Genomic DNA, 12,581 nt, shown 5'->3' with positions numbered 1-12,581 from the left:
TTTTTGAGCCGAAATCAGGTATATTTGCGCAAAAATTAAACGGGAATACTGAACCATGTCTGTTGCAGCTAAAATGCCCATGAAATTCAAATGTACCACCTGTAATAAAATCTATATGTATCCCTACACGATGCACAATATGACTTCTTATCCGGCCTGCCCAACCTGTAAAAAAGATGGCTTATTGCTGGGTACTGCGGACAAACGAGATCTGATTAAGCATCCCAAAACCTTTGTACAAACCCTGTTTAAACAGCTATCGCATACGCTAAGCAAATAATACTGCTGAGTCCCAAAGCTAAACCACATAAAATCACAGGCTTTAACTGCTCTTTAAAAAGAATCACACCACTGAACACCCCCAAAATCATCACCAACATATTCATGCCTGCAAATACAACGGCGGGCGTGTCTTTAAGTAGCATATGCGCTTGCACATAAAGCGCAATATTGGTGAAATTTAAGATCCCCAAAGCCAAACCAGCCAAGATATTCTTGTTGCTGCCGGCTGTTTTTGTGGTGACAACAATATAAATCAAGGACAGGATAAACGCGCAGCCAAATATCAGATTCAGCGCCACCGCGAACTGCAACCCTAATCCTGTGCTGTACTTTAACAAGATATCAACCAGTGCATAGCCCAACCACACCAAAGCCAAATACATAATCGCGCGTTTTGGATGGGTCTGCTGCCCTTGATTGTTATGCTGTGAATATAAAAGTGTGAATATAGCCAGAATACCTAAAATAATACCAAGCATTTTAAGCGCACTAAAATGTTCCTGAAAAATAAAAAAGGCAGCCAACAGCGATAATATCACCGATAAACGCTGGGCAATTTCAGTTTTGACAATGCCGCCATAGTGTAAAGACTTCGCAAGACATAAAAAAACACTCGGCAGCAACAGCCCTAAAGCAAGGATTAACAACCACGGCGTATCACCGATAGAGATATGCTGTATATCGGGCCTAAACCATAAAAAACACAGCACACTGGCCGAAGCATAATTCCAAACAATCATCTGTAGCGCATCAAAACCGTGGGCTTTTGCCAACTTGAGTAGGATTGAAATAATCACACTACAACAGGCGGCAGCAAATATAAGTTCCATCTTGAGCCTTGTTTTTACAGTTAAATAGAAAAAGCCCACAATCAATGTGGGCTTTGGCTGGTCGCTAAGGATTAAACCTTATTTATAACGATCAACCATTTTTTCTAATGAAATAGGACGAATTTTATCAGCATGACCCGCTGTACCAAAGGCGGTATAACGATCGACACAAATTTGTTTCATTGCATCAACAGTTGCAGAGAAAAATTTACGTGGATCGAATTCGCTTGGTTTTTCAGCCATCATACGGCGCATTGCACCGGTTGATGCCAAACGTAAGTCAGTATCAATATTGATTTTACGTACACCATGTTTAATCGCTTCAACCAACTGTTCAACTGGCACACCATAAGTTTCGCCAATTTCACCACCATATTGGTTAATAATCGCTAACCATTCTTGTGGCACAGAGCTTGAACCGTGCATCACCAAATGTGTATTCGGTAACGCGGCATGAATCTCTTTAATACGATCAATGGCTAAAATATCACCTGTCGGTGGACGGGTAAATTTATACGCACCATGTGAAGTACCTACCGCAATCGCTAAAGCATCGACATTGGTATCAGCAACAAATTGCGTGGCCTCTTCAACTGAAGTAAGCAGCTGCGAATGGTCGAGTATGCCTTCAGCACCTACGCCATCTTCTTCACCAGCCATACCGGTTTCAAGGCTACCTAAGCAACCAATTTCACCTTCAACTGAAACACCACAGGCATGTGCCATGGCAACAGTACGGCGCGTAACATCTACGTTATAGTCGTAGCTTGTTGGCGTTTTACCGTCTGCACCCAGTGAACCATCCATCATCACCGATGAAAAGCCCAGTTGGATTGAGCGTTGACAAACATCAGGGTCAGTACCATGGTCTTGATGCATTACCACTGGAATATGTGGCCATTCTTCAATTGCAGCCAAAATGAGATGACGCAAAAACGGCGCGCCTGCATATTTACGCGCACCGGCAGATGCTTGTACGATAACAGGTGAATTGGTTTCGTCTGCCGCTAACATAATGGCGCGCATTTGTTCTAAATTGTTTACGTTAAATGCTGGTACGCCGTAATTGTGTTCGCCGGCGTGATCCAAGAGCTGGCGCAATGAGATAAGTGCCATAATGTCCTCCCAGGTAATGCCCCATATTCTACATGCTGATGACTTTCAATTCAGCAAGAAAAAACACTATTTCAAAAAAAGTCCCTGCATTTGCAGAGACTTCCAGATAAAACCTGAAAAGTTAAGGCGCAACCGCGCTAGAAGCTGGCATTTCAGCAACTGCTGTGGCCTCATCTGCCGGTAGATTCGCAATCTCTGCCGCCACATCGGTATTTTTTTCATCCAAAACAGGCTGATCAATCGCATCAATGGCCGCTTGTTGTTCAGCAGTGATTTTTTCAGTTGCTGCACTATTTTCAGCAGAGGTCGCGCTGGTGGTATCTTGTTTTTTACTACACGCCGTTAAAGCCAAAGATGCAGCCAACAGTGCTGCAAGTGTTAATTTTAAAGTCATTCGATTTTTCTATCCCAGCAGATTGAATGAGCATCATTTTATTGCAGCAATATGTCATTTTGATGACCACGCCATGAAGCCCAAATATCCTACGCATAAAAAAGGCTGATCACATGATCAACCTTTTTTATTATAGCCACTAAGACATTGCTAGCGCTTAGCCACGTTCAAGTAATACGGCCACCGCAGGAAGGGTTTTACCTTCAACAAATTCAAGGAATGCACCACCACCAGTTGAGATATAACCAATTTTATCGGCCACATGGTATTTATCAATGGCGGCTAAAGTGTCTCCACCGCCAGCAATTGAAAAACCTGCCGATTCTGCAATCGCTAAAGATAAGGCTTTGGTGCCTTCTCCGAATTGATCGACTTCAAATACACCAACTGGACCATTCCACAGAATAGTTTTTGAGTTTTTAATAATTTCAGCAAAGGCTTTGGCTGTTTCTGGGCCGACATCCAAAATCATGTCGTTATCGGTTACATCAGCAACCTTTTTCACTACAGCTTTGGCTTTGGCCAATGAGCCGAGGAAATCAGCAAAGTTGATTTCAGCTGCATCCGCGACGACCACATCGGTTGGTAATGGAACAGAGACTTTCGCGGCAATGGCTTTAGCTGTGTCGATTAAATCAGTTTCACACAATGATTTACCCACGTTGTAACCGGCCGCAGCAAGGAAGGTGTTGGCAATCCCGCCACCGACAATAATTTGATCACACAGACTTGAGAGTGAGGTCAATACATCAAGCTTAGTCGATACTTTAGAACCCGCAACAATTGCCACCATTGGCGACTCAGGAGTTTTTAGCGCACGACCCAATGCATCTAATTCAGCCGCAAGCAGAGGTCCAGCAGCAGCAACTGCAGCAAAACGTGCCACACCTTCAGTGGATGCTTCAGCACGGTGCGCTGTACCAAAGGCATCCATCACGAATACATCACACAGTGCCGCATATTTTTGTGCAAGCTCAGGGTTGTTTTTCTTTTCCCCATGATTAAAACGCACATTTTCAAGCAAAACCACTTGACCTGCGGCAACTTCAACGCCATCTAAGTAGTCAGTCAATAATTGGACATCTTGAGCTAAAGCTTGAGTTAAATACGCAGCAACGGGTGCTAAAGATTGTTCAGCTTGAGCTTCACCTTCAACGGGACGACCAAGATGAGAACACACCATCACCGCAGCACCTTGGGCAAGGGCGGCTTTAATGGTCGGCAATGCTGCACGTAAGCGAGCATCACTGGTAATTTCACCATTTTTTACAGGAACGTTCAAATCTTCACGAATAAGAACACGTTTACCTGCTAAATCAAGGTCTGTCATACGCTGAAAATTCATGTATAGCTCTCTTTATCGATATCAAAACGGCCTGATTCTAAATGATTGTGTAGAAAAAGGTTAGCTTCTTTTGTAGAAAAGCTGCCGAAAGGCAAAGTTTTGATTATGATAGGCAAAAGCCACATCATGATTTAGAGCTTATGTCTATTCACCCCGATCCAAACATCAATCGTTTAAATGTTTTAGGCGAATCTTTAGCTAGCTGTTGTTATGCCCCGATTACCGGATATTTTCGCAATGGCTTTTGTCATACCGCCACCACCGATTTAGGGCAACACACTTTGTGTGCAGAGATGACTGCTGAATTTCTTAATTTTTCGTTAAAAGTGGGCAATGACTTAATTACGCCGCTGCCAGAAGTCGATTTCCCCGGATTAGCACCCGGAGATTTTTGGTGTATCTGTGTCACGCGTTGGGTCGATGCTTACCAAGCTGGCGTTGCACCGCCGATTAAACTGCAAGCCTGCCATCAAGCGGTGCTGTCTTACGTTCCGCTTAATATCTTAATGGAATACGCGATCTAATGACTCATTCTCAAATTATTTTGGCGTCAAGTAGCCAAACACGTAAAGAATTGATGGATCGTCTGCGGATTGATTATCAAAGTATTGTTCCAGATATTGATGAATCACCGCGTGGCGAAAATCATGCCGATCATTTGGCCAAACGACTGGCCTTTGAAAAAGCCAGCACCGTGTCTAAGCAGCATCCCGACGCGATTGTGATCGGATCAGATCAAGTGGCTTGGCGTGAAGGCGCACCCGATATTTTTATGGGCAAACCTTTAACGGTAGAAAAAGCGGTCAAACAGCTACAGGCCAATTCGGATAAAATTGTTTATTTCAGTACCGCATTAAGTGTGCAACAGCTGTCAACAGGCTTTGAACAGACCTTGGTTGAGCACTATAAAGTGAAATTCCGCAAACTGGGCTTGGCCGAAATTCAACGCTATATCGAAGTGGAACAGCCGCTCATGTGTGCCGGCAGTTTTAAATGTGAAAGCTTGGGCATTAGCTTGTTTGAACAAATGATCGGACAAGATCAAACCACACTGATGGGCATGCCGATGATTCAGCTGTGTAAAATTCTTCGCCAACTCAATATTTTAGTTCCTTAATTTTTAGGCTGTATATATGTCACACACTTTAGATATCTTGGGCGGGATTACCGCTGAACAATTCCTTACCGAATATTGGCAAAAAAAACCACTCTTGGTGCGTAATGCATTGCCTGAAATTACGCAATTGCTAGAGCCGAGCGATGTGATGGAACTGGCACTCGATGAAAATATTACTGCACGTTTAATCAAGCAAAAGGATAAAGATTCTAAGCAATGGTCGGTTAAATCCTCACCATTAATCAAAGCTGATTTCCAAAAAATGCCTAAACTGTGGACGCTGTTGGTTCAGGCAGTCGATCACTATTCTTTTGATTTGGCCGAACTATGGAAAAAATTCCCCTTTATTCCACAGTGGCGTCGTGACGATATTATGGTCTCTTATGCGCCAAAAGGTGGATCAGTCGGTCAGCATTTCGATTTTTATGATGTATTTTTAGTCCAAGGTTATGGTCATCGCCGCTGGCAATTGGGACAAATGTGTGATGAAAACACGCCATTTGTGGCTGGTCAGCCGTTAAAACTATTGCATGAGATAGACGTCAATTTCGATGAAGTACTGGCTCCGGGTGACTTACTCTATGTTCCACCGGGTCTAGCCCATTATGGCGTAGCAGAAGATGATTGCTTAACCTACTCTTTTGGCTTTCGTATGCCAAACGTCTCTGACATGATTGATAGTGTTGGTGATCAGTGTGCTGAAAATGACTTACTGAAAAATCCGTTAATCGATGTTGCACGTCAGCAGTCTAGTCAAATCGGACAGATCAATAGCGCAGAGCTGACTTATTTAAAAGCAGAGTTACTCAAAGGGCTGCAACATTCCAACTTATTGGATCACGCCTTAATGAGCTTGATTTCACGCCCCGGCTATCCGAACGATGTTCCGGAAGTGGATGAAATTGGCACAGGTGATTTAGAAGAAGCCATGGGTTTAGGCTATCAAATTATGCTTGAGCCAGCGTCACGCCTACTTTACACCCAGCAAGATGGTCAAACTCATTTTTGGGGCAATGGCGATGCCTTATGCATTTCCAAGGCTTTCACTGAGAAACTGCAAGCACTGGCCGATGGTCAGCCTTTACTTTTGGATGCGGCCTTGCAACAGGATGATATTTTAGAAAATTTAGCAGAATTGCTCAATCAATCTATTTTGATGTTATTACCACCTGCAGATGAAGAATAAACCATCAGTCAGAAAGCAAATACTTTGATTGATGTTTAAATTCAAAAAAATAGCTCTTGATTGAGCTATTTTTTATTTTCAGCTTTAGGTTTTAGTCATTAGCCATAGTGCTTATTGAGATATTTTACAATCGCTGCAGATTCAAACATTTTTACCCCCGTATTCGGGTCGACCAAATACGGTACTTGAATATCGCGCCCCATCACATTCATCACTTTTTCACGCTTGCCACCGGCTAACGCTTGGTATTTCCCTGGTTTAAAACGCAAAACTGCTGGCCCCATATCCTGCCAGCGCTCTTTCGCCACATTGTGATAGATAAACGGCAGCTCTAACTCAGCTAAGCTTGCGCGCACCACGCGAGTAAATGGACTGGCTTCAAAACCCCATAATTCTAATAATTCAGCCGGTGCAGCACGATCAATAATTTTTTTATTGATCCAAATACCACGTGCGCCATTTACCAGCGTACCTGCCAGTGCCACCACAGGCAGTTGAGGATAATGGGCAAATTTTTGCGGCGTTTTGCCAGTTTTTCCATAATGCTGAAATAAATAATGAATGATGTCTTGTGACTCATACAGCGCCACACCAGAATTTTCATCCACCAAAAAAGGAAATTGTTGTTTACCGCCTTTTTCTTGCACTATTTTTCGGTATTTCTCTCCACCTTTGGGACAAGGATAAACCTCATAATCCAAATTCAACAAGGTCAACACTTCACGTACACGGCGACAAAACGGCGAACCTTCAAACTCGTATAATTGCAGGGGTTTTTCAGGTTGCTGAGGAAAGGCTGTACCCTGCATACCTCGTCCGCCCTCTAACAATGAGGATGCTAAGGCTTGTATAACTTTAATTTGATGGTTCACTGTTTTATCCTTTTTTTAATTGTGCTTAGAAATCGACTAATTTTTCTTGTGTAATGAGAATGCCGTTATTATCGGCATATAAGTAATCACCCGAGTGAATCGTCACGCCGCCAAAACACAAGCCAAGATCGACTTCACCCAAACCCTTACGCTGACTTTTTTGCGGTATAGCGGCCAAGGCATGTACGCCTAAATCTAATTCAGCAATTGCATCGACATCACGAATACAACCATAGATCACCACGCCATTCCAGTGCTGCTGAACGGCAGATTCGGCAATCATGTCACCCATGAGCGCACAGCGCATAGAAGCGCCACCATCGACCACCAGCACTTTACCTGTGCCATCGGTTGCCAACAGCTCTTTCACCCGCGAATTGTCTTCAAAACATTTTACCGTCACCACTTGACCAGCAAAAATTTTACGTGCGCCGTAACTTTTAAAGGATTTGCCATCCATTGACGGCGTAACCACTTGAATATTTTTTTCTGGATAATCATCGAGCAAATCACAAGTTACAAAAGCCACATCAGACATGTTTGAGTATCCTTATTTAAAATTATGTATGCGTAAATTATCATACATTTCAAATGCTGTAGTTTGATTTTGCGCTGCATCGACCAAGGTACTCGCCACTTGCTGCGCAGTCACCGGTTTATACTTAAAGCGATCTGGAACCAAATGGGATAATTTTTGATAGAGCTTTTGTGCAGCATCTTCTAATCCACGTTGTTCAGGGCGTTGTCCCAACAATAAAGAAGGGCGAATAATAGAGACCCGTGTCAGTGTTAAACTTTGGATATACTGTTCTAACTTGCCTTTCACCTGATTATAAAAAATTCTAGATTGTGGATTGGCACCCATTGCACTGATCAATAGATAATGCGTTGCACTACTTTGCAGCAAGTCAGCAAAATGGGCATTAATCTCGTAATCAATATTGTAAAAATTCTGCTTAGAACCAGCTTTTTTAAGCGTACTGCCCAAGCAACTAAATGCATGACTATAACCCTGGACATCTTCATCATTGAGTAATAAAAAGTCATCAATAATAAATTGCTGCACTTTGGCTAATTTTTTGAGTTCAGCATCTTCATGGCGCACAACAGCAGTGATTTTTTCACAGCTTTGAAGTGCATTGAGTTGTTTTAGCAGTTCACGCCCGACAAGGCCAGTTGCGCCAATTACGATTACACTTTTAATTGATTCAGTCATTTTTTAAGCAATCTCTTCAAGTTATTACTAATCTAACGGTTTCTTTAGAATTTTTATGCATCTAAAATGTTGTCAAAGCAAGTCAAGTCTTGACTTAACGTTGTAGTTTAATCACAATATGGCACTTGTTTACGGGCTGGTGATAATTCTTCTGATGAAGGTTTTCAGTTGCAATTTCAGCCCGCCCAGACCAATCTATTTCAAGGAGTGCACGAGTGGCAAACTCAGCTCAAGCTAAAAAACGTGCCCGTCAAAACGTTAAAGCGCGCAAACACAACGCAAGCTTACGTTCAATGGTTCGTACATATTTAAAACGTACAGTAGCTGCTATTGCTGCTGGTGATTATGCTGCTGCTACAGAAGCATATAAAACTGCTGTACCTGTAATTGACCGTATGGCTGATAAAGGCATCATCCATAAAAACAAAGCAGCTCGTCATAAGAGCCGTTTGAATGCACAAGTTAAAGCTTTGGCTAACTAAGTTGTTGCATTGAAAAAAGCCCGTTAAGGGCTTTTTTTGTATCTAAAATTTAATCTTATTCAATCAATAATAGTAACAATGTCATTATTTTTTATTGAATTGAAATAAATGACTGGGAAGATATTTAAAATCAAGCATAAAATTCAGATAAAAAATAAGCCCTTAATGGGCTTATTTTTTATTTATTTATCAACTTTATGACTTATTGCATGCTTTTAACAATCAACGGTAGATTATTCCCTGCGGTTGCCAGAATTAAACTTGGATTATTGATCATGCTCATCCCCTTTTAACTGTCACTACTTGGGTGATAGCACATTAAGCTTGTGTATAAACGCTTAACTTAACAGCTCATCAACCCAATCACTGATCATTGTGCCTAATTTCTCTAGCATTGATGGCTCTTCCGCACTATCCACACTTAATGATTGCATTTGCATAGTTCTCATCATTGCTGATTGATTTTGCATGCTATCCACAATTAATGGTAGATTGCTACCGGCTGTCGCCAAGATCAAGCTTGAATTTTTGGTCATGGTTGTCCATTTTTGATTACCACCACCACTACAGTTATAAACAATTAAGCTTCCGCGGTTATTGCTTAAATTACCCGTGCGTAAATCAAAGCATTTATTGCCTTGTTTAATTTCCGTGGCACCATTCATATTCCAAATTTGCGTTGGTGAGTCTAAACCACAATCGCCCAAAACGACCCAAGCGTCTTGTTGTGTTAAACACTGATCCAGTGCCATTTTACTGTGAATTTTACCCTTAAGATCATAAACCCACTGCTCAGAGTCATCCCCAGTACACGCACTTGGACCACTGATAAAGCTATTAAACTTGCCGTCTGCTAACTTCTCCACTTTCAGGCAGTTTTTGCCATTCATTATAGTTTTGACATTTTCTAAAGGTTTATCATCTTGCAAACCCAAGGTCTTCATGAAATTTTGAAAATCAGTGAGCGCTTCAGGATCTTTGGTGGTTAAAGCCTCTCGGTAAACATTAACCCAACGATTTAGACGATAAATCGTTTCTTGTTGCTGCTCATAACGCTGTAATACCTGACTTGCTGCAGGGCTTAATTCGCTACGATAGTCTTTATAAGAGTCATACAACAACTTTGTATTTGCATCTAAACTAACCGTAGCATTCTCTGCTTGTGCAAGAAGTTTTTCCTCTAAGCTTGGCAACTCCACTTTTCTTAGTGCGGTATAACCATCTTGCTTACCGAAAGTCACGACGGGTTTAATGGTATCGCTATATTGAGGAATATCTGCTGATGCGAGCAATGCTTGCGCTTCATTGGCTTTTTTACAATACAAATCTACTTTTTTCGGATTTTCAGCAATGGCTAAATTGACATGGAATTTATTGGCGTTGCCATTCATACGATTAGGCGACAAGGCAATATTATTTACCGTGTTATTACTATAAGTGACGGTCAACCAACAGCTTGCTGCCTCTGCTGAGTTGTTTGGTGCAGGTAAGTTAAAGATATTACCCCAATTACCACGTAACGCAGGATAAATAATCCCTTTTTGCGTCACAGGATCATAACCGCCCAATAGAGTGAAAACCGGTACACCTTGTAAGCGTGGTTTTAAGTAATTACCATCGGCACTGTTATACCAAACATTGGTAGATTTTGGCACTTTAGGTTGGATCACTTCCATTTTTCTAAGTGCTGCATTCCACTTTTTATAGCCCGTTGCTGAATCATTAGCAAAAACTGCACGATCAAATGCTGGCTGTATTTTTATTTTGGTACTGTAACCGGTGTAATGGGTGTAGTCTGAATAAGCCCCACTCTGTGAGCCGCCAGACATTGCATCACGACCATAGCCATAGGTGGCCAAGAAAAGCGGTTTACCAGTGAGACCATCACCTGAAACTTGTCGCGGCCAGTCTAAATTAGCGCGCATTTTATTTCTGATACCATTAAAGCCCCAGCCACTGTTGGCATGATGCTCTGCCCAGAAATAATCGCCGTTTACTTCGCCTGGGTAATGTCCTAAACCATAATGATGGCCAATTTCGTGACTAAACTCATTCCCGACCGAGTCAATAATGGTCAGCATGCCATTACCACCGCTTAAACCGTGGTTATGTTCACCATTTTTATACTTACCGCGCGCGTGATGCGCATTCACATTTTGGGTCAGCTGTGGCTGCTCTTGACTTTGCATAGAGGCACTGGTTACGCCCCAGTTGGCCAAGTTAATGCCGACACCAAAGGTAGCTTTTGCGGTGTTTTCACGCATATCGCCGTCATAAACGCCGCCATCTGAATTACTCACCGAATCATAAATAGTGCCATTAGACACCATTACTTTTTCAAGCTTCATGTCATCATATTGAGCAACGGTGATTCTTGCCGCTGGAATGGTTTGGAAATAATCCGATCCGGCTCTTTCTGGGTCACGTAACATGTAATGCCCCCAAGATTGAGGCGGATTGGTTAACATGCCTAGACGGATATTGGTTAATATCAACTCACCCGGTGCGGCAAAATCTATTTTATCTTCTGATAATTCACCACTCCGATTTTTTCCATCGATAATGCGAATTTTGAGACCGCCCTGTACCTCATCCCATTTAAGTTTAGTCGACCATGCACGCTTACTATAAAAAACGCGAGGACGCGCATCAGTATTGGTCTGATCCGTGGCTGGAATTTGAGTCGGATCAGCAAGATTAACTGTTCTTAGGAAAAGCCCATCCTTATAAATTTCAGCCACGAGTTTATCAATATCACCCATTTCAAGCGTTGGGGTGACCAATAAGATAGCTTCTTTTTCTGCCGTCAAGCGCGGCATATTGTTTGCTTCATTACCCTGTGGGTCAACGGTGTGATTCTGGCCAAACTGAATCATGGCCTGAAAAGAACCAACCAGATCTGGACGAATAGTTCGAATTGTTCCCGCTCTATCGTTATGATCAAAAAAACCCAAAGAAGTTATGCTAGCAACATCTTTTTTCGGCTCTGGATACTTGATCGGTTTACTTGGTCCGATTGGGGTTGAAGGAATACTTGGGGTACTTGGTCCAATTGGTGTTGAAGGAATACTCGGGGTACTTGGTCCGATTGGCGTTGCAGGAATACTGGTTCCTGGTTTTACTGGCGTACTTGGCCCGATTGGCGTTGAGGGAATACTCGGTGTACCCGGCCCGATTGGCGTGGCAGGAATACTGCTGCCGGGTGTAGCAGGTGTATCCGGTTCACTTGGTGTTAAAGGGGCATCTGTTCCTGGGGTGGTTGTTTCATCATCCACCGGCTCTTGATTGGAATCACCACTTGGCTTTTGTGTAGAGCCTTTATCGTTATCTGCATAGTAACCTTCACTTCCACCACCGCCACAAGCCGTTAGCATTACTGAAACGATACACAGATTTAATATATTTATTGGAAACTTGGTCACAGTTTTCATAAAAAACCCCCACTTACTGCGAAAATTAATAAAAATCATATACTTATTATTGTAGTGTATTTGTTATCAAAGATATTTTCAATTTAATTAATTAATATAAATAATCAAAATAAGAATAATTAAATAGAATATCTTAATAATAAAAATTTGGAAATGTGATGTCTATTCAGTTATTTAATGCAAAATATAACCCAGACCTTATAAAAATATTATTTTAACTAAACAATGTTCGGATTAAAAATATTGTAATTTGTAATTTTATATTCAAGAAAACCGACGAAGTGTAGTTCATGCAAAGAAATGGCGCGTT

13 protein-coding genes are annotated in these 12,581 nt (G+C 42.0%); 5 read left to right on the top strand and 8 right to left on the bottom strand.

Translation table 11 applies throughout. The features are described 5' to 3' along the window. The first annotated feature begins 55 nt into the window (after positions 1 to 55). The gene (locus SE27_RS13655; RefSeq protein ID WP_081406885.1) at positions 56 to 280 is read left to right on the top strand and encodes a hypothetical protein; all 225 of its coding nucleotides are present in this window, start codon (positions 56 to 58) and stop codon (positions 278 to 280) included. Here the strand turns inward: SE27_RS13655 and SE27_RS06840 are convergent. From SE27_RS06840 to SE27_RS06825, 4 genes are all read right to left on the bottom strand, one after another. Continuing rightward, entirely contained in the window at positions 249 to 1,112 is an 864-nt protein-coding gene (locus SE27_RS06840; RefSeq protein ID WP_039622015.1) for an EamA family transporter, read from the bottom strand. The two genes, SE27_RS13655 and SE27_RS06840, sit on opposite strands and share 32 nt — an antisense overlap. Positions 1,113 to 1,190: 78 nt before the next feature. Beyond that, positions 1,191 to 2,228 carry a class II fructose-bisphosphate aldolase gene (gene fba, locus SE27_RS06835; protein WP_039622014.1) on the bottom strand — a complete coding sequence of 346 codons (1,038 nt, stop codon included), beginning with the start codon at positions 2,226 to 2,228 and terminating at the stop codon, positions 1,191 to 1,193. Between the two features lie 121 nt (positions 2,229 to 2,349). Beyond that, the gene (locus tag SE27_RS06830; protein ID WP_039622013.1) at positions 2,350 to 2,622 is read right to left on the bottom strand and encodes a hypothetical protein; all 273 of its coding nucleotides are present in this window, start codon (positions 2,620 to 2,622) and stop codon (positions 2,350 to 2,352) included. A gap of 157 nt (positions 2,623 to 2,779) precedes the next feature. Beyond that, entirely contained in the window at positions 2,780 to 3,967 is a 1,188-nt protein-coding gene (locus tag SE27_RS06825) for a phosphoglycerate kinase (RefSeq protein WP_039622012.1), read from the bottom strand. Between the two features lie 140 nt (positions 3,968 to 4,107). On the opposite strand from SE27_RS06825, the gene SE27_RS06820 reads away from it, so the two are divergent. The 3 genes from SE27_RS06820 to SE27_RS06810 are packed head-to-tail and all read left to right on the top strand — an operon-like array spanning position 4,108 to position 6,270. Then, positions 4,108 to 4,491 (top strand): DUF2237 family protein, encoded by a 384-nt coding sequence (locus tag SE27_RS06820; protein ID WP_039622011.1) that lies wholly within the window; start codon positions 4,108 to 4,110, stop codon positions 4,489 to 4,491. Next, positions 4,491 to 5,084 (top strand): Maf family protein, encoded by a 594-nt coding sequence (locus SE27_RS06815; protein ID WP_039622010.1) that lies wholly within the window; start codon positions 4,491 to 4,493, stop codon positions 5,082 to 5,084. Before SE27_RS06820 ends, SE27_RS06815 begins: the two co-directional genes overlap by 1 nt. A 16-nt stretch (positions 5,085 to 5,100) precedes the next feature. Then, the gene (locus tag SE27_RS06810; RefSeq protein WP_039622009.1) at positions 5,101 to 6,270 is read left to right on the top strand and encodes a cupin domain-containing protein; all 1,170 of its coding nucleotides are present in this window, start codon (positions 5,101 to 5,103) and stop codon (positions 6,268 to 6,270) included. 98 nt (positions 6,271 to 6,368) lie between these two features. Here SE27_RS06810 and SE27_RS06805 read toward each other — a convergent pair whose 3' ends face one another. From SE27_RS06805 to SE27_RS06795, 3 genes are read right to left on the bottom strand one after another with little or no spacing between them, the layout of a single operon-like run. Next, positions 6,369 to 7,142: a glutathione S-transferase N-terminal domain-containing protein gene (locus tag SE27_RS06805; protein ID WP_039622007.1), complete on the bottom strand. Its 774-nt coding sequence runs from the start codon at positions 7,140 to 7,142 to the stop codon at positions 6,369 to 6,371. A gap of 25 nt (positions 7,143 to 7,167) precedes the next feature. After that, positions 7,168 to 7,680 (bottom strand): ribonuclease E activity regulator RraA, encoded by a 513-nt coding sequence (gene rraA, locus SE27_RS06800; RefSeq protein ID WP_039622006.1) that lies wholly within the window; start codon positions 7,678 to 7,680, stop codon positions 7,168 to 7,170. Positions 7,681 to 7,692: 12 nt separating this feature from the next. Then, a complete protein-coding gene (locus tag SE27_RS06795) occupies positions 7,693 to 8,358 on the bottom strand; it encodes an NAD(P)H-binding protein (protein ID WP_039622004.1) in 666 nt (221 codons plus the stop codon). A gap of 215 nt (positions 8,359 to 8,573) precedes the next feature. Here SE27_RS06795 and rpsT point away from each other — a divergent pair, with 215 nt between their 5' ends. After that, the gene (rpsT, locus tag SE27_RS06790) at positions 8,574 to 8,840 is read left to right on the top strand and encodes a 30S ribosomal protein S20 (RefSeq protein ID WP_039622003.1); all 267 of its coding nucleotides are present in this window, start codon (positions 8,574 to 8,576) and stop codon (positions 8,838 to 8,840) included. Positions 8,841 to 9,178: 338 nt separating this feature from the next. Here the strand turns inward: rpsT and SE27_RS06785 are convergent, their stop codons facing one another. Further along, complete coding sequence (locus SE27_RS06785) at positions 9,179 to 12,271, bottom strand: M66 family metalloprotease (protein ID WP_081406908.1); 3,093 nt, start codon at positions 12,269 to 12,271, stop codon at positions 9,179 to 9,181. Positions 12,272 to 12,581: the final 310 nt, after the last annotated feature.

It is taken from the genome of Acinetobacter harbinensis (genome assembly GCF_000816495.1).
In the GTDB taxonomy this organism is placed as follows: domain Bacteria; phylum Pseudomonadota; class Gammaproteobacteria; order Pseudomonadales; family Moraxellaceae; genus Acinetobacter; species Acinetobacter harbinensis.
The sequence above is the reverse complement of the archived record's forward strand: the minus strand, read 5'-3'. Positions and strand labels throughout refer to the sequence as shown.